The organism is Levilactobacillus sp. (genome assembly GCF_022646225.1).
Lineage (GTDB): Bacteria > Bacillota > Bacilli > Lactobacillales > Lactobacillaceae > Levilactobacillus > Levilactobacillus suantsaiihabitans.
The window spans coordinates 1-18,277 of the sequence record NZ_JALCJA010000004.1 but is presented as its reverse complement, the minus strand read 5'-3'; the positions used below and the strand labels follow the sequence as shown (position 1 = coordinate 18,277).

The 18,277-nt window shown below is 51.5% G+C and carries 17 protein-coding genes and 1 pseudogene; 8 read left to right on the top strand and 10 right to left on the bottom strand.

The features are described from left to right. Positions 1-194 precede the first annotated feature (194 nt). The gene (locus LKH74_RS07045; protein ID WP_287708078.1) at positions 195-1,082 is read right to left on the bottom strand and encodes a LysR family transcriptional regulator; all 888 of its coding nucleotides are present in this window, start codon (positions 1,080-1,082) and stop codon (positions 195-197) included. Positions 1,083-1,248: 166 nt separating this feature from the next. Between LKH74_RS07045 and LKH74_RS07040 the strand changes: the two genes are divergently transcribed. From LKH74_RS07040 to LKH74_RS07025, 4 genes are all read left to right on the top strand, one after another. Then, on the top strand, positions 1,249-2,481 hold the full coding sequence (locus tag LKH74_RS07040; RefSeq protein WP_287708077.1) for an MFS transporter: 1,233 nt from the start codon (positions 1,249-1,251) through the stop codon (positions 2,479-2,481). Between the two features lie 51 nt (positions 2,482-2,532). After that, the gene (locus tag LKH74_RS07035) at positions 2,533-3,384 is read left to right on the top strand and encodes a quinate/shikimate dehydrogenase (protein ID WP_287708076.1); all 852 of its coding nucleotides are present in this window, start codon (positions 2,533-2,535) and stop codon (positions 3,382-3,384) included. 14 nt (positions 3,385-3,398) lie between these two features. Further along, entirely contained in the window at positions 3,399-4,217 is an 819-nt protein-coding gene (locus tag LKH74_RS07030) for an SDR family NAD(P)-dependent oxidoreductase (protein WP_287708075.1), read from the top strand. Positions 4,218-4,565: 348 nt separating this feature from the next. Further along, positions 4,566-5,000, top strand: coding sequence for an ASCH domain-containing protein (locus tag LKH74_RS07025; protein ID WP_287708074.1), 435 nt, complete (start codon positions 4,566-4,568; stop codon positions 4,998-5,000). A 61-nt stretch (positions 5,001-5,061) separates the two neighbouring features. On the opposite strand, the gene LKH74_RS07020 is transcribed toward LKH74_RS07025, so the two are convergent. After that, positions 5,062-6,474: an MFS transporter gene (locus LKH74_RS07020; protein ID WP_135366868.1), complete on the bottom strand. Its 1,413-nt coding sequence runs from the start codon at positions 6,472-6,474 to the stop codon at positions 5,062-5,064. Positions 6,475-6,663: 189 nt separating this feature from the next. On the opposite strand from LKH74_RS07020, the gene LKH74_RS07015 reads away from it, so the two are divergent. The 3 genes from LKH74_RS07015 to LKH74_RS07005 all read left to right on the top strand — a co-directional run bounded on the left by LKH74_RS07015 (position 6,664) and on the right by LKH74_RS07005 (position 8,728). Beyond that, positions 6,664-6,837 carry a hypothetical protein gene (locus tag LKH74_RS07015; protein ID WP_164505563.1) on the top strand — a complete coding sequence of 58 codons (174 nt, stop codon included), beginning with the start codon at positions 6,664-6,666 and terminating at the stop codon, positions 6,835-6,837. Positions 6,838-6,978: 141 nt separating this feature from the next. Then, positions 6,979-7,773 carry a type I methionyl aminopeptidase gene (map, locus tag LKH74_RS07010; protein ID WP_135366869.1) on the top strand — a complete coding sequence of 265 codons (795 nt, stop codon included), beginning with the start codon at positions 6,979-6,981 and terminating at the stop codon, positions 7,771-7,773. A 238-nt stretch (positions 7,774-8,011) separates the two neighbouring features. Then, positions 8,012-8,728 (top strand): demethylmenaquinone methyltransferase, encoded by a 717-nt coding sequence (locus LKH74_RS07005; RefSeq protein WP_287708073.1) that lies wholly within the window; start codon positions 8,012-8,014, stop codon positions 8,726-8,728. An 888-nt stretch (positions 8,729-9,616) separates the two neighbouring features. Here LKH74_RS07005 and LKH74_RS07000 read toward each other — a convergent pair. Further along, a complete protein-coding gene (locus LKH74_RS07000; protein WP_287708072.1) occupies positions 9,617-10,468 on the bottom strand; it encodes a helix-turn-helix domain-containing protein in 852 nt (283 codons plus the stop codon). Positions 10,469-10,635: 167 nt separating this feature from the next. Further along, on the bottom strand, positions 10,636-11,265 hold the full coding sequence (locus LKH74_RS06995; protein ID WP_287708071.1) for a DNA-3-methyladenine glycosylase: 630 nt from the start codon (positions 11,263-11,265) through the stop codon (positions 10,636-10,638). Positions 11,266-11,322: 57 nt separating this feature from the next. Between LKH74_RS06995 and LKH74_RS06990 the strand changes: the two genes are divergently transcribed. Further along, positions 11,323-11,715 (top strand): DUF488 domain-containing protein, encoded by a 393-nt coding sequence (locus LKH74_RS06990; protein WP_287708070.1) that lies wholly within the window; start codon positions 11,323-11,325, stop codon positions 11,713-11,715. Here the strand turns inward: LKH74_RS06990 and LKH74_RS06985 are convergent. The 6 genes and pseudogenes from LKH74_RS06985 to LKH74_RS06960 all read right to left on the bottom strand — a co-directional run. Then, on the bottom strand, positions 11,669-12,346 hold the full coding sequence (locus tag LKH74_RS06985; protein WP_287708069.1) for an HAD-IA family hydrolase: 678 nt from the start codon (positions 12,344-12,346) through the stop codon (positions 11,669-11,671). The genes LKH74_RS06990 and LKH74_RS06985 overlap by 47 nt on opposite strands. Before the next feature lie 321 nt (positions 12,347-12,667). Next, entirely contained in the window at positions 12,668-13,126 is a 459-nt protein-coding gene (locus tag LKH74_RS06980) for a universal stress protein (RefSeq protein WP_135366875.1), read from the bottom strand. A 388-nt stretch (positions 13,127-13,514) separates the two neighbouring features. Further along, the gene (locus tag LKH74_RS06975; RefSeq protein ID WP_287708068.1) at positions 13,515-14,747 is read right to left on the bottom strand and encodes a hypothetical protein; all 1,233 of its coding nucleotides are present in this window, start codon (positions 14,745-14,747) and stop codon (positions 13,515-13,517) included. A gap of 56 nt (positions 14,748-14,803) precedes the next feature. Next, positions 14,804-16,018, bottom strand: a complete 1,215-nt coding sequence (locus LKH74_RS06970; protein WP_287788850.1) for a hypothetical protein — start codon at positions 16,016-16,018, stop codon at positions 14,804-14,806. A 105-nt stretch (positions 16,019-16,123) separates the two neighbouring features. After that, a complete protein-coding gene (locus tag LKH74_RS06965) occupies positions 16,124-17,338 on the bottom strand; it encodes a hypothetical protein (RefSeq protein ID WP_287708066.1) in 1,215 nt (404 codons plus the stop codon). Between the two features lie 11 nt (positions 17,339-17,349). Further along, a pseudogene (locus tag LKH74_RS06960) lies at positions 17,350-18,277 on the bottom strand (hypothetical protein); the annotation flags it as partial.

The following is an 18,277-nucleotide window of genomic DNA, read 5'->3' as shown; positions in this document are numbered from 1 at the left end:
TTCTAGCCTAAATCCGTCCCGGTGGGAAGCAACTTCGTCAAAATCGACCGGCACCTAAAAACCAGCCCATCAGTCACGCCAATTCGCTCACACCCCCTGTGCTTCCGGCCGCAACAATCGTTAGCGACGTGGGGCAACGGTCGGTAACGCCACCACTGCAACCAACCAATAAGCCGGTCCAGCACCACTGCCTCCTATTTTTGCCCCGCTGACCGAAAAACCTGGAACAGCTGACGCAAGGTGTCGTGTTGCGGATTATCCGCGCGGTACATGGCGTAGATGACCCGCAAGTCTTCGGGTACGTTGACCGGAATCTTGACCACGTCAAAAGCCTCCAGGTACAAGGTGTCTGCGACCAACCCGACGGCCGAACCGGCTTGAACCATCCCGGCGATCGAGATCTCATCGGGATAGGCCGCGTCGACCTGTAGCTGGTCGGCCACGCCCTGCCGGCGCAAGGTGCGCTGGACTTTTTGGCCAATCAATAGGTCGGGCGTATAGGTCAACACCGGATACGCTGCCAGGTCCGTCAAATCCAACCGCGGCTTAGCGGCAAGGGGATGGTCGGGCGCCACGATGACGATGAAGGCCTGCTTGAGTAACGGCTGATACAGCACGCCGGCCGCGCGACTGTCCGTGGCGGCGATGCCCAGGTCATATTGCTTGGCGGCCAACCCAGTCTGAATCTTTTCGGTGGTCACACTGTGGAGCTCGAAGCGGACCTGCTGGGTGTGGGCTTGTTCAAATTGATGCAAGACGCGCGGCAAATAGGTCCCAATCACCGTGGGGATACAGCCGACCCGCAACGTCACCGGCTGCGTGGCATGGGCCGCCTGAAGCCGAGTTATCCCGTCATCTAGCGTCTGTAGGCTTTGTTGGACCACTTGCAGGAGCTGCCCACCTGTGGATGTTAGCACAATGTGGCGCCCTTGTTTGACAAATAACGGCAAATCTAACTCGTCTTCTAATTTATGAATTGCGGTCGTCAGACTCGGTTGACTGACTCGCAACTCTTGGGCCGCCTGGGTGTAGTTCTCCAACCGCCCGACACATTCAAAGTAGCGTAATTGATTTAGGTTCATGTTCGTCCCTCTGTTCTATCTTTCACAATCTATAGGCATAGACTATGAATCGTTGACCAATCGGTAGTGGTATTTTTCCCTCCTCCACCTTAACATAAAGGGCGTAGAAAACGTTTTCTAATTTGAACTTATTCAATTCCTATTCTATTCAAGGCGGTGTTCAATCATGGAAGCAACTCACACAACTCCAGTATCCGGCCACCGACGGCTCATCTTTACCGCGGCCTTTATCATCATCTTCTGCTGTTCCGCATCCGCAGCGTTTTCTGTCTTCGCCGACACTTTGGTGAAAGCCACCAGTGCCACGGCCTCACAGGTGGCCCTGACCCTGACGATCTATCAATTCTTTATGGCGGCCTTCGGGATCCTGTCCGGGCGCATCATTGACCACTCTTCTCCCAAGAAACTGATGTACGTCGGTGGCTTTATCTTTGGCCTCGGCTGGTTTCTCGGGGCCTTCGCTCACAACATTTGGTTCCTGTACTTCTCCATCGGCATCCTCGCCGGGAGCGGCAACGGTCTGTTGTACAACCCTTCGCTATTGACGACGCTGAAATGGTTCCCCGAAAAGCGCGGGACGATTTCTGGCCTGTTGTTAGGCGCCGCTTCGCTCGGGCCGCTGGTCTTGGCCAAGGCCGGTGCTTGGCTCTGTGATACCATGGGCGCCAACGGCTTGATGCCGATTGGGATTGCCTATCTGGCGTTGATCTGGCTGGTCGGTTGGCTAATGGCTTCTCCAGAAACACCGGCGCAAGACACCAATCAACCCGCACCGGCCACGACCGGTCAATCCCCTAAGCAAATGATGGGGTCATTAAACTTCTGGCTATTACTCTTACTGTTTGCGATTGCCTGCACGGCCGGTATCATGTTGATTGGGTCGCTGTCTTCCATCGCGCAGATTCAGCTGCAATTGACCCCCATCGTGGCAGCGAATTTCGTGGTCGTCAACACCCTGGCAAACTTCTTCGGTCGGATGATCACGGGGCGGGCCGTCGATAAATTAGGCGAGACTCGCACGTTACTGGTCATCTTATGCCTGACCATCATCGGCCTGGCCGGTCTGCGCTTGGCCACCAACATTTCCATCTTCACCATCTTCTTGATTGTCTTGGGGGCATCCTTTGGCGGCGTGCTGGTCGTCTTCCCCACCTTGACCGGTAAGACGTTTGGCCAGAAATTCTCCGGTACCAACTACGGCATCATGTTCTTCGGCTACGCGATTGGGGCGCTGATTGGCCCACAAATCGCGACGCTCTCCATGAATGCCGGCGCCGGGACCCACGCCTACTACGGCTCTTACTTAGTTGCCATTGGCGTGGCCGTCATTGGGATTCTGATTGACCTGTACCTGATTCACCAAGGCATCGGTAAGCACACACCAGCCCCTACCGACTAATCTTTCTGGCTGAGAAACGAACTTTAACCCATAATCAAAGGAAGTAATCTCATGGAAATTGATGGACATACTAAATTAGTGGGCCTGATTGCCCACCCGGCAGGACACTCAAAGTCTCCTGCCATGCACAATGCGGCCTTTGACCTGGACGATATCAACGCGCGCTTTCTGGCATTTGACGTTGACCCAGACCAACTCCCCGCTGCCGTCAACGCCCTGCGCGCCTTTAAAATGCTGGGAGCCAGCGTCTCCATGCCGTTCAAGCAAGCGATCATTCCGCTCCTGGACCACCTCGACAAAACCGCAGAACTGGTCGGTGCCGTCAACACCGTGGTCAACCACGACGGCGAACTGACCGGTTACACCACCGATGGTATCGGCTTCGTGGAGGCACTAAAAGACGACGGCGTACACTTGACCGGCCAGACCATGACGCTGGCTGGCGTCGGGGGTGCCGGGACACCCATTGCGATTCAGGCGGCCCTCTCCGGCTTAACGACGCTCAACGTCTTCAACATCAACGACCCGTCCGTGGCCAACGCTAAAAAGATCGTCCAAATCATCAATGACCAGACCGATTGCCACGCGACTTTCTATCCACTGGAAGACCGGGACCAATTTAAACAAAAACTCAGCGAAAGTGACGTCTACACCGACGCGACCGGCCTGGGCATGGGCAAATTGGTCGACCAGACCTTGGTGGACGATCCCAGTTGGTTCCATGCCGACATGACGGTCTTTGACACCGTCTATGCGCCGAGTGTGACCAAGCTGATGAGCGTGGCTAACCAAGCCCACGTGGCACACGTCATCAACGGGCAAGGCATGCTGCTGAACCAAGGCGCTGCGGCCTTCAAGTTGTGGACGGGACAAACGATGCCCTTAAAAGATATGGCACTTTAGAGGAGGAAAAACACATGGCAGATTGGTTAGGATTAGCAGAAAAAGTCTGTGTCGTCACCGGCGCGGTCGGTGGTATGGGCACTAAAATTTGTGAGGCTCTGGCGGAACAGCACGCCACCGTCGTCGCCCTGGATATGGATCAAGACAAAACGGCGGAACTGGTGACCACCCTGATTAATGAGGATCACATTGCTGGACTGGCAGTCACCTGTGACGTGACCAAGGAAGCCAGCGTCCAGCGCGCCGTCGATCAAGTTAAGGATACCTTTGGTCACGTTGACGTGGTCATCAACACCGCGGGTATTCTCAAGTTCGATCCCTTGGAAGACCTGGACTACGCCACTTGGAAACAAGTCTTAGACGTCAACTTAAACGGCTACTACCTGATTACCCATGAATTCGGTAAGCTCATGATTGCCCAAAAGCACGGCACCTTCGTCCACATCTCCACAGTGGCCAGTGACATCCCCGAAACCTACAGTGGCGCCTACAGCACCAGTAAGGCTGGCGTTAACATGCTCTCCAAGCAGGTGGCGGCTGAATGGGGAATGTTCGGCATCCGCAGTAATGTCCTCGAACCGTGCCTGGTCAAGACGCCCATGTCGGCAGCCTTCTACGCGGATCCAGAGGTGGAAAATGGCCGCAAGTCCCTGACTGCCAGCAAGCGTATTGGGACCACCGACGACATTGCGAACGCTATCTTATTTTTGGCCAGCGACCGGTCCAGCTACATCAACGCTACCGGCCTCGCCATTGACGGTGGCTTCAGCGTGATGATGCAAAACCAAATCCCTAAGCCCGGCGGCCGCCGCGGCTTTGCGGAAACACATTAATCGAATAGCCATTAAAATCCCGTTGATGTTGGTAGCGATGCCAGCATTGGCGGGATTTTTTGGTGTTACACGGCAGAATGGTAGCGGTAAACTGGCGGAAAACCGCCCAGTCCCAACCCCATGAAGGTACTGCTCAATAACAGACGCTTAATCAGTGGTCGCATGTGTCTCTTCCCCTCTTCGATTGCCATCAACGACTAACAACAGCACTATCATACTGCTAACAGCAGACTTAGTCCAGCATGTATATTATTAATGTAGTTATAATCATGCCACAACAAATTTAATATTGGACCTCCCCATCCCAGTGGCGTATAGTATTCTCAATACATACGAGGAGGCCTTCTCATGGACGTAGAAATTTTTTGGCAACAGTTTAAAAACGCTCACCCAGAAGTCACGACTAATCATCACGACACCTATGCGTTTGGCAGTGACGCTGACGCTTTGGCTCACCTGGTCAAAATCGGTCGCAAGACAGCCACCACTTCGGCCCTCGAGCTGTACGAAGCCGACGAGCCGTTGCCCTACGTGGGGGAATATAACGTTATCTTAGACGGCCACGACCAGCCGGTGTGTATCACCCAAACCAAGGTGACCGAGGTCGTTGCGTTTGATCAGGTCACCCAAGAACATGCCTATCACGAAGGTGAGAACGACCGGACTTTGACCAGCTGGCGGCAAGGCCACCGTGACTTTTTCACCGCGGAATATCAAGCCGTGGGCCGGACGTTTAACGAACAAATCCCCTGTTTTTGCGAGGTCTTTGAACGCGTGGATTAGCGGAAGCAAAAAGGAGCGGATCTCTTGTGTGGAGGTTCGTTCCTTTTTAATGGTTACCATTTTAGGCTTGTTGTTTCCGCCCATCGCGCAACATGGCCGCGAAGATCCAGCCGACCACGGCGACGGCCAAGAAGGTGACGAAGACGGCGTGGTAGCCGGCCAAATTAGCGGCGGCGTGACCCGCGACCTTGAGGTGATCAGCCGTGACCATCGCAAGAATCAACGTGGCGACGGCGACCCCGGTCGACCCTAAGATCTGCCGAACGGTCGTAATGACCGCCGTCCCGTGGGAGATCAGTTGGTCGGGCAAGGAATTGGCGCCCAACGTGACCGCTGGCATCATGACGAAGGCATTGCCACCCTCAATCAAAGCGGCCGTAAGAATCATCGCCACTAAGGACTGTTGACTGGTGACCAGGGTCAGCCACAGCCAGCCCAAGACGATCATGGTCATCCCCGTCAACATGGTAGCCTTAAAGCCAATCTTGTCGGCCAATTTCCCAGTCAACGGATTCAACAGACTCAAGACGACCGCCCCGGGAACCAGTGCCATCCCGGAAGCAAATGGCGAAATGCCTAAGACTCCCTGATAGTACAACGGGAAGATGATGGTAACGACGATCAGGGCAATGTAAGATGCCCCCGTCAACAGGACGGCCAGATCGAAGTTAAACGTCTTCAAGACCCGTAGATCCAGTAACGGCGTCGCCACGTGAAATTGCCGGTAAACGAAGTAGGCCACGGCCAAGAGACTAACGGCCAGTAACGCCCCCATGGCCCCCCAGTTCACGGCCGTCTTGCCGATTTGGTTGACCACGTAGAGAATCCCGATGAAGCCGACACTACTGAGGACGGACCAGTAATCCAAGTGCGCCTTGTGCTGCGGCATCACGTCTTTGACCGTCTTTAACGCAATCACGAAGACCACGGTGATGATGACCATGAAGACCACGAACAGCCCTTGCCAAGTCGTGTAACGCAAGACGATTCCCGAGATGATGGGACCGACCGCTAACGCCGAGCCCATGACCAGGCCAGCGAAGCCCATGACACTGCCCCGCTGTGCTTCCGGCGTGATTCGCAACATGACCGTTTGGTAGGACGGAAACATGATGCCGACCGCCATGGCCTCCATCACCCGTCCCAGCATCATCAGCGGAAAGCTGGTCGCCAGGTAAATGATGAACGTGCCGACGTCAAACAACGCCAGGACGCTCACAAACAAGACTGGAAAGCGGATGTTATTTAACAACCAGGGACTGACTGGCATCATGACCACCATCACCAGCATGAAGCCGGTAGTCAGCCACTGGACCGTCGACGCCGGCACGTTAAAGTACTTCATTAACGTCGGGTACGCGGTCGATAGCGATGATTGACTGATGGACATGGTGAACGTCCCCGCTAGCAACGTCCAGATAAAGGCCAGGTGGCTGTAAGGCCGCCCCTGTAAATCGATTGGCTGTTCTGCCATGTAACTCACTCCTCATTCCCACTTTAGAAACATTATTAACTGACTTCTATCCTAGTCCTTTTCCGCGTCGCTGTAAACCAAACGCACGCCACCTGTTGAACGAAGTTACTTATTGGGCAATCTTTGTTACAATAGGGTTAATCACCGCAGCACTCGTTGCGAACTCCGGAAAGAATTGAGGGCAAAACCATGGACTTAGTAGCATATTTAACCGATGAAATCGAGTTTCTCACGGAACAAATGGACCGGGCCAAGCAGGAAAAAGACAACGCCATGAATTTTTTGTGCGATGCCCGGATCACGGAAGCCAAACGCATCTTAGACCAGGTCAACGCCGGTAAGATTACCAGCCTGAAGGCCTAGTTTTTTAAGCCGAGCGCCAGGGTGTGCTGGGCTTTTTTGCTGGGAGATTGCCTCGCGACGAAAAGTTTTGACCCAGTCATTCGCCGAACGGGGAAAATAGGTGTACATTAGAAGTAGTTAAAAATTTTAGGAGGTCACACATTGATTACAATTAAATCAGACCGTGAAATTAAAAAAATGGCGGAGTCCGGTGCCGTTTTAGCTGGTGTCCACAAGGGCTTACGGGACATCATCAAACCTGGTATCTCCAGCTGGGAAATCGAACGTTTCGCCAATAAATATATTGCAGAACATGGCGCTACGCCTTCCGAAAAGGGCTTCGAAGGCTACAAATACGCCACTTGCGTCAGCGTGAACGATGAAGTCGCCCACGCCATCCCCCGCAAGGAACTGTTGTTAAAGGAAGGCGACATCGTGGCCGTGGATATGACGGTCAACCTGGATGGCTTTGAAAGCGACTCTTGCTGGACCTACGCGGTAGGCAAGATCAGTCCGGAAGCCCAACACCTGATGGACGTCACCAAGAAGTCCTTGTACCTGGGCATCGACCAAGCCGTTGTCGGCAACCGTATCGGTGACATTGGCCACGCCATCCAAGCCTACACCGAAGGCCAAGAACACATGGGTGACGTTCGCGAATTGATTGGTCACGGCATTCAACCGACCATGCACGAACAACCTAACGTCCCGAACTACGGGGAAGCTGGTAAGGGGCTGCGGTTACGCGCCGGTATGACCATCACCATCGAACCCATGATCAACCTGGGAACCTGGGAAATCGCTTCTCGGGAAACGGCCGACAAATCCTGGGAATACTACGTCACGGCTGATGGCTCACTGTCCGCACAATACGAACACACGCTGGTCATCACGGATGACGGTCCCAAGATCTTGACCTCCCAAGGCGACGAGATCGACAAGAAGTACCTGCTGTAAAACTTAACCATTGGCGTCAGGATTTGGTTCATTTCCTGGCGCTTTTGTTTTACACTGAAGGTTAGTAGACAAAAATCAGCTAGAAAGCAGGGTCACCTTGGCTGCCTCCGGCAAGTTGACGTTTATCAGTAACACTGTATTGGTCGAAAGCCAGCTGACAACCACTAATTCTAGCCGCTTTTTTTGATTCTCAACCTTTAGCTGCACACTAAACCTAACTTACCTAGGGGGCATCACCATGACTTTAACCAATCACACACCGGAAGACACGGTGCAAGATATTTTTAACCACATCGCACCACAATACGACCAAATGAATAGCGTCATCAGCCTGGGGACCCACCGGCTCTGGCGCCAACAGGTTATGCGCGCCATGACGCTTCACGCCGGCGACTTTGCCTTGGACCTGTGCTGTGGCACTGGCGATTGGACCCTGGCCTTGGCGAAGGCAGTCGGTCCCCGCGGTCATGTGGTGGGGTTGGACTTTAGTCACGTCATGTTGCGCGAGGCCGACCGCAAAGTCCGCGCCGCTGACCTGGCCAACCGCATCACCCTCCGTCAAGGTGACGCCATGCACCTGCCCTACCCGGATAATCACTTCAACGTCGTCACGATTGGCTTTGGCCTGCGCAACGTGCCGGACGCCAACCAGGTTTTACGTGAAATGGCCCGGGTGGTCAAGCCTGGCGGTCAGGTTGTGTGCTTGGAAACGTCACAGCCGACCAATCCCGTGATTCACGTCGGCTGGCAAGTGTACTTCGGCCACGTGGTCCCTCTGATGGGACGCTTGGCCCATCACTATCAGGCCTACAACTACCTCCAACAGTCCACGCACCGTTTCGTGTCCGTGCGTGAACTGGCGGACATGTTCGCAGCGGCAGGGTTGTCCCAAGTCCACTACCAACAATTCAACCTGGGCGCTGCGGCCGTACACTTCGGCGTTAAACCGTACTAACCACGTCCACTGGGCTGATTGCCTGGCGTTCGCGACATAGACACGCGGTAGACGGCACCGTTCGTTAGGTCCCCATACAGTTACTAACGAAATGAAATCGCTTTTTGTGACCCCCATTATTCGGTTCTTAACCCTTTCTTTAAAAAAATCAGCGTGAAAAAAGGGTCTGGGAAAATTTCCCAGGCCCTTATGCGTCAACTTTAAAATGACTGAAGGCTGAAACTCTAATTGCCGTAATGACGGTGTTCTGACATCTAAAATTGGTGAAACCAGGCGCCTGCGTCAGCCAGGGTTCCACCTGCTCTGGGGAACACCTCCAGCCTGAGGGGCGGTCTTCCGGTTCGCTTGAAAGTCTGGCAAAACTCGCCAGTCTCTCAAGTCGTCCCGCGCTGTAGGCTGAGACAAAACCTCAGCCAACACCGCCGACACAGCTGGTTCCACCCTGGCTGCCTCCGGCAAGGTTGACAGTCATCAGTAACACTGTGTTAACGAAAGACAGTCGTCAATGCAGCTACTACTATCTAGTTTAAGACGATTGCTACTGGCAAGTACCACCTTAGCCGAGAGTTCGCCAAATATGGGTTCAGCCGTGGGAGTTGCCTTAGCGGCGCGGTTCATGCCGCTTAGGCAACTGGCGTCTTTGAGACGCGACCTTCGGCTCAAAGCGAGGCGTCGAGACCGCTCTTTGGCTCGGCCCGTCCGCCCCAGCGTTCCAACCCATATTTGGCGAACGGTAGGCGGCCAGTTCACATTATGAAGCTGGAAACGACTATTTTTGACGCCATGAATTGCATGACAACAATAGTTCCCGCTGATTTTCGTTTTTCAACCTTCAGAAAACGACCGCAACGTGCGCCAAGGGGTAACCGCCCCTTGGCGCACACGCGTTTAGTCTTGCGGAAACGCCGCAATCTGTTTTAACAATTTTTCGTTGCTGTTCAACCGCGCAAAGGCCGCGGCATCCTGCAAGTCTTGCTTGATTTTGGCCGGGTCGCCCGCCTGTTGCTGGGCGTTGCGGGCCCGCTGGTACAGAATCTTCGCCAGATAATAGGTCACGTGGTAGCGGGCACACACGTCCACGCCGTAGTTCAACAGCTTATCGCTGGCCTGCAAGTCGCCCGTTTGCCCGTAAAACTGACCAGTGTAGTAAATGATGTTCAGGGACCGCCAAATGCTGTGGTTGTTTTTGAAGGTCAGGTTGTGGATCTCACCAGCCACCTTGTTGAAGTAAAATTCCGCCCGAATGTGGTCGCCGTCCTGGTTGTACGCCACGCCCATCCCCGTGTAGGCCAACAGGGAGTACATGGAGTGATGACCTTCATCGAAGCGGTTCAAGATTTGCGAGAAGTCGTAGAGCGCATCGGCAATCGCGCCGCCATTCAACGCCGTGACGTAGCCGCGGATGAAGTAGTAGCGCATCTGAAAGTTAAGCGTACCGTTGGCGGGATCGCCCAGCTTGTCGAGGCTGGCCTGAGCAGCGTCATACTCGCCCACCAGCAGCTGGAATTCCGCCTGTTCCAGGGCTTGGGAGCGCACCGAGTCCTCATCATGGTTCAGGGGGAAGAGGTCATTTAGTGTCAATTCAAGCCGGTCACACAGTTGTAAGAGAATCTTGAGTGACGGGACCTTCCCGTTTCGTTCAAATTTACTCAATGTCGCTTGGGTACAGATTCCTTGCGCCAATTGGTCTTGGGACAGATGAAGTCGTTTTCGCGTTTCAATAAAGATATCAATGTTCATGAATTGTGCCATCCCTTAAAATATTCTAGGTCAATTATAGCAATTAATGATGCGCAAGCCTAGCTGATTTCTGCCGAACTGAAGTCTTCTACCAAAAACAGACGCGTAACCCGCCCGATGACCGTTTGCTCTAAAAAACAACTAGTCCAGGCCCACGATCACCCGCGCTATGCCCGCCACCCATGGTGTTCTCGGTCCCAATCGCGTTTGCGGCTGCCGGAAACGAACGGATTGCCGGCCACGATGTAGCGCAGGGGCCGCTCTTGCCAACTACCAGCGCTGACGCCGACGCGCGACGTGGCCGCCACTACTCTAGGGTGACGCGTGGCCTGTTCCGTGATCGTCAGATTGTTGGCGCCCAGCATGGTGCGGTTCAAGTCCTTCGATTGCAGACCCAACGCCGCCGTTAATTTGCCCGGCCCATTGGTGATATCCGGGACGGGCTTGGCGCGATGCTGCTGCATGAGGGCCAGTCCCTGATGGGGTTCGATGCCCCGAATCAGGATTCCTTGAGGGGTCCCGGCCGCCTGGGTCGCCACATCTAGCATGTAGTACCCGCGGAGAATATAAATGTAAATGGTCCCCGGCGCATCGTACAAGGCCGCATTGGCTGCGGTATAGCGGCCGTTGAAGGCGTGGGCTGCCGTATCCTGTTCACCCAAATAAGCCTCGGCCTCAACGATCCAACCACTCATGGTCCCCGCGGACGTTTGGTAGATCAATTCGTGGCCCAACAAGTCCTGGGCAATCTGGGCCGTCGGGCGGCCGGTAAAGAAGTCAGCTAAGGTGGTAGTCATTGTTTTTTCTCGCTTCCCTTTCACTATGGTAGAATTGACTCATGGAGATGGTCAACTATGGCAATTAAACTCGAACGTATTTACACAAAGCCCGCGGATCTAGCCGGTTATCGCGTGTTGGTCGACCGCTTGTGGCCCCGCGGTATTTCTAAGGTCAACGCGCAACTGGCGTCCTGGGAAAAGGAAATGGGCCCGTCGACGGAGCTGCGGAAATGGTTCAATCACGACCCCGAAAAGTTCCCCGCCTTTCAAGAAAAATACCTGGCGGAACTCGCAGCCAACCCAGCCTTACCGGATTTCTTAAACCTGGTGGCGACACAGCTGGCTAAGCAAGACGTCATTTTCCTCTATGGCGCCAAAGATGAGACCCACAATCAGGCCGTCGTCTTAAAGGACCTGGTCCTCAAGCGTCTGGCTGACCGAGTGCCCGCAGCACGGCTGGCAGACTGAGGTCCCGCGTACTGGCCAACTGTGCGTCGGCCCCCGGTAGCGGGTCAACGTTGATGGCCACGGTCAGGCACCCGGCCGTCTTAGCGGCTTGCACGCCGGTCACGGTGTCTTCCAAGGCCACGCAATGCGTCGGGGCCAACCGCAACAACCGTGCGGCCGCCAAATACACGTCGGGAGCCGGCTTGCTGGCCTTTAAGCTACCGGCCGCCACGATATGGGGAAAGTAGTCGGTCAACTGGAGACGCGCAATCTCGGCTGGCGCATTGGTCGAAGCCGACGCCAAGGCCATGGGGTAGCCCGCGGCCACCAATTCGTCCAAAAAGGCAGTGACACCCGGCAAGCGATTGGCCGGCGTCATGGCCGCGACGTATTGGCGGTACAGGTCGTTTTCGTGATCGGTGATGGCTTTCATCTGCGCCGCATCGAACGCCCCTTGGCGATTGGCCGAGGCCAGAATCGTTTGTAGCGACCCCAACCGGCTCATCCCCGGCAACACCTCCGCCAAAGCCGTGGTCCACGGAATGTGCAATTCCGCAGCGATGGCTCGCCAGGAGGCTAAATGATACTGCCAGGAGTCGGCAATGACCCCATGTAGGTCGAACAAGAATCCTTGAATCTTAGACGTGGGCATGCGCGTTTCCCCCTCTAATGGTTAAATGAATGTCTTAATTATACCACGCGTACCGTGGTGACTGGCGCCTGGGCGTAACCTGCCTGGGCGCTTTTTGGTTGCGCAAATCGACGGTAACAAAAAAGTTTGGGACAGACAAAGCCGCCCAAACTCTCTGTGTGCCACCTTTAAATGGCTGAAACGTGGGCCCCCAGGCACCTGGTTCCGTTTAAACCAGCTGACCGCCTGGCCCCGCTTCTTGTATCACAAATTCAGCTAGCCGAAGCGCGCGGCCTAACGACAATTGTATGGTCTCTCGCTTCGACAAATTTACGGCTGCGCCTAGCGAATCACGATGACCGACACGTCCGCCTTCTTGCCTAACCGCAAGCCAATGGCTCCGGGCTTACCGTGGCTGGCAAAGTCGACATCGGCCCCACATACGATCAGGTCGGGTTGGAAGTCGGGCACGATCTTTTGCAAGATCACGTCGTCCACATCTCCGCCCTCCGCGACGATGGGCCGCACTTGTTCAACGCCAAAGGCCTCGGCACGCTTGGCGTAGTCTCGAACGACCTGACGCAAGTGGTCTCGTTTTTCATTGAGCTTATCCGGCATCAGTGACTCATAAATGCTGATGTCATTGCTTTCCAAGACGGAAGCGATTCCCAGGTGAGCGCCGTAGTCCTTCGCCAGGGTCATCGCAAACCGAAAGGCCCGGGTGGTCGATGGACGGTCATCCTCATCGATCGTAATCAAAATACGTCGGAAAAACAGCGGATCATTACTTTCATCTGCCATAATTAATTTAATTCCCTCCAATGGATGATTCGGCCCTCATTGTATCATATTTGCGGGAAAAACTGGGGAAGAATCTTTTGGGTTTTACCGAGGATTACCGGCATTAGGAATTGGCTGGTTGGACAGGGCTTACTTAAAGTCCGCCAGCGGATACGTGTACGTTTCCTTTGGCCCACCGTAAACGTTACTCTTAAAATCCACTGATGATGGCCGATCTTGACCGTTGCCTTCTTGATCAGCTTAAAGCTGTGCTGGCTGTACTATCGACTTGCTGACCACTGGCATCTCGATGGTAATGAAAAAGTACGCTACCGGAGTGGCGCGTACTTTTCGTTAACAAAATTCTTTATTTTTGAGTTTGCCCCATCAACGATACGTCATAAGCTGACTACTTAAAGTTTGCCAGTGGATAACTCTCTATATCTTTTGGCATAACGGTCTTAAACCCAACCTTACCATTCCGATAAATCCAAATGGTTGCGTGACTGTCAGTTCCATAAGTCCGCACACGAACCAGCTTCTTGCTCTGATGCTTGTAAAAGTGCACGGTTGACCATGAGGATTCGACAAAGTCATGGGAAACGGTAAAATGGGTCCGTAATTTTTTCTTATTGGTGATGGTCTTCCAAGGCTTGCGCCAATACTCAAAGGTCCGTACCTTGACCGCCTTACCACGCTTGAAATCGATACGGATTGGCCGATTGTCCATTCCCATCGTCAGTACTCGCAAAGTATGCTTTCGCTTATTCCGGATCTGATAAACCCGTTGTGGCAGCGCCGTACTATCGCTCACGTCCACCCGTGTCCCCGCCGACTCACGGCTTTGCTTTTTCACCACCATTTTTTCATGAGCCTTGGGTTTAAGGAGCTGCTGACCAGGATCACGATAATAGCCGGCAATCAGCGTCTTGGGTGACTTGTATACCCAGCCTAATGGCCGCTTAGCCGTACTTAAGTAAACGTAGTGACTGCCATTGTATTTAACCAATTCTTTGGTTGCATACAGCTGCGTTCTTGCCAAACGGTCGAATACGTGCGACACGTAGGTGTAATGTTTAGTATTGGCCGGCGCCGACCAGATACGGTGCTCATAGGGATTGCCCACGTAGTATGGTTGTTTTTCCTGGTAGTTCCACTCCGAAGTGATTGTGGTAAATTCTTTAAGTCCATCAGCTTTAACGACACCAAAGTTATTCTCACTGACATAATCTGCAGAACCTTCTGGACTACTAGCATTCTCAAATCCATTGGCTGCATAGCTGAATACACGATAGTACGTTCCCGTTGTTGTGACATACTTCTTTGTTGCTCCAAAAATATTTCCTCGAGCAGTAATATTATCAGAAATAATTCCATCTTTGGATCCGTAATCCTTCAAATTGTAGTAAAACACTGTCTTTTTATTGGCAACCTTATACCCAATGTCGGGATTCATTTTCTCTGTCGAAATGACCTTACCAACTGGCGATGCCTTAGCCGAAGTCTTAGTTACTGAGCGCTGCTTACTTGGCGTACTTTTTGAGCTACTAGCAGACACCCCTTGCCCCTGTGACGCACTATTGGCACAGCCACCAACAATGATGCCTAACGCTACCAAAGCCACGATTGTCTTCTTCTGCATCCTACCATTCCCTCGTCCCAGTTAAAAAATCAACTGTCAATCGACAATAAATTCATCTACTTATAATCATTAATCGAGTAAGTAATACTTTCCTCGTCAACATCCGTAAAGAACTTCACATGACCATTCCGATAAACATCAACGTACCCACCGCCATCAAAGCCTAGTGTCTCCAATCTAACTAATCTCTTATTCTTAATTGAGTAAAAGCGGTTTTGAGTCCCATCAACGCTTGCGTAATCATATTCATGCTGCACAAGATACTTTGTTCGCAACTTTTTCTTGTTGGTTGTCGATTTCCAGGGCGTTCGCCGATACTTGTATGTTTTTACCTTAACCGATCGTCTGTTACGGAAGTAAATCTTGGTGGGGCGATTGTCCATACTGATAATCAGCACTCTAACAATCTGATTCTTCCGATTCTTAACCAGATAAGCGCGTTGCTGTAACGATAAGCTATCATTAACACCAACCCGATTTTTCGTTGACTTCTTACTTTGAACCTTGGTGACAAGATGTTCGTGTTTTCTCAACTTCAATAGTTGTTTCCCCGGATCACGGTATTTTCCCGCAATAAGTGTATGCCGAGCCTTATAGACCCAGCCTAGCTTTCGTCCCTTTGCGGTTTCTAAGTACACATAATGCAAATTTTTATGCGTAATCAGTTCCTTGGTCGCATACAACTGCTGGGTGGTCAACCGATCGAAAACGTGAGTGATGTAAGTATACGCTTCCGTATACGCCGGCCGGTTCCAAATTCGATGACTATTTGGGTCGGCGACGTAGTATGGCTGCTTATGCGCGTACGTCCATTCAGATTTAATTGTTTTAAACGGCCGAAGAGCCTGGCCGCCGACGTACCCCAAAGAATCCGGCTTTTTCTTACCTTCAAAGCCGTGAGCTTCACTTACAGTATATTGAACAACGTGATAGTAGACCCCTTTAGTAGTTGTAACAACCCGATCAACTCCCAAAGTTCCTCCCTCTACACTGAAGTAATCAGCATATACACCCCCCTTGGTTCCAAACTCCCTTAAGCTGCGATACACCTTAACCCGTTTGTTTGCCATCTTATAAGCAATATTGGGATCATTCGGCTTACTGGAAATAATCTCTCCTACTGGCAATGCTTTCTTCACGCTACTAGTCTTAACTGACTGAACCGGCTTATCACTGGAGCTACTCGCTACGGTTGGCTTGCTTTCGCTCGAACAGCCGGCAACGAATAAAGCCATTGTCAATGCCAAAATATAATTACCCTTATACTTCATTTTTCTTCCCCTCAACTTAGAATCCTATAACCTTATGTAAACGAGACTACAACGAACTCGGAAAACTAATTCGAGCCGATAACCAGTCCCGTCTGATTTCGTTAACTAATCGTACTCATGATATGGATACGTAATATTATCTTTCTGACCACCAGTCACAAATTTCACTTGACCGTTACGGTAAATCAAAACATAAGCATAGCCATCTGCTCCTAACGTCAAGACTTTGGCCAGTTTCTTGCTCTTGCTAGCATAAAAGTGAGTACTAATTGCGGCAACACTTAAGTAAGAACCCACATGCTGGGCCAAATACTTACTCCGTAACTTTTTCTTATTGGTTGTCGACTTCCAGAGTGTGCGCCGATATTTGTATGTCTTTATCTTAACTGCTCGTCCGTTGTGGAAGTAAATCTTGGTAGGCCGATTATCCATACTGATAACCAGAGCTCTAACGATATGGTGCCGTTTATTTTTAACTAAATAGACGCGTTGTCGTAACGACAAACTATCATTCGCACCAACCCGATTTCCAGTTGACCTCTTGCTTTGAACCTTGGTGACAAGATGTTCGTGTTTCTTCAACTCTAATAGTTGTTCCCCTGGATCACGGTACTTTCCCGCAATAAGTGTATGCCGAGCCTTATAGACCCAGCCTAACTTTCGTCCCTTCGCAGTTTCTAAGTACACATAATGCAAATCTTTATGCGTAATCAGTTCCTTGGTCGCATACAACTGTTGAGTGGTCAACCGATCGAAGACGTGAGTGATGTAAGTATACGCTTCCGTATACGCCGGCCGGTTCCAAATTCGATGACTATTTGGATCGGCGACGTAGTATGGCTGCTTATGAGCGTATGTCCATTCGGACTTAATCGTCTTGAACGGCCGAAGAGATTGGCCACCAACATATCCTAACGAATCCGGTTTACCTTTCCCCTCAAAACCACCAGTTTCGCTGACAGAATACCTGATGACATGATAATACACACCCTTAGTAGTCGTAACAACACGATTAACACCAATGATGTCACCTTTTTCATTAGTATAATCAGAGTACACCCCACCTTTAGTCCCAAACTCCCTTAGACTGCGATAAAACTTAACCTGTTTGCTTGCCATCTTATAAGCAATGTTAGGATTACTGGTTTTGGTAGAAATAATTTCTCCAACTGGCAATGCTTTCTTCACGCTACTAGTCTTAGCTGACTGAACTGACTTTTCACTGGAGCTGTTCGCTACGGCTGGCTTGCTTTCGCTCGAACAGCCGGCAACGAATAAAGTCGCTATCAATATAAAAATAAAGTCACGTTTACTTCTCATCCTTCTGCTCCTTACTTGACTGTCTTTTCTGAACGCGCCGCTTCGGCCAGTCTGTTCATAATCAGATACCCTTTACCCGAACTAGTAATCCCCATTCCTTCGGATTCACGATAATGAACAGCTTTAAGTACCGTAAAATTAATCTTCTTCAATGTCAATTTACTCAAATGTTTTACTGGCATGGTCATAAAAGCATTATCATAAATCAAAAATAGACGTCCCTTACTGTATGCCAATCCTTGCCCCATGGTACCAATACTATTAGATATTCTTACTACCATTTTAACTTTCTTGGGCGAAGAACCCATAGTCCCACGATAAATCGTCACTAGTCCCCCCAGAGACTTACGGTACTTTCCATAATGTCTCTTCCCCGGCTCAAAACCACCTTTCTTATACTTCGATATTCTGTTCTTCATGGTCTGCATTCGTTTTGTCGTCTCCGTGAAGTAGAAATGCCCTCCCTTATCAAAGGTTAAATCGTGTAACTGCAAATACGTTTTCACTCGACGAGACTTAAGTCCTACAGATTTCACAGTATGGGTCACTCGGACCAACATGCGCCACGTCTTGGACGGTGCTAAGGTGTGCATACTGATCTTTTGAAAATTAAACTCACGATAATTTCCACTATCATGCTTGGTTGTGAGCGCCGCATTGTATAACCGGCCATCTTTGGGGTTATATGAGAAGCTCTGCCCATGACCCATCCTGAATTTTTTCCCAATTACAACTGCAGAAAATATTTTGTAATTGGTCTTACTCAAATGCTTCTTAGCTTTTCTTCTCTTGGATGCCCATCTTTTCTTTCCTTTTTTCTTACTCGACAAAGGTGCCAGATATTTCTTGGATTTCTGTAACGCCTTAACAACCTTATTGTGCTTACCTTTCTTATTGACATACTTATTTAATACTCCAAGGTCGTACCGCACAATCCGT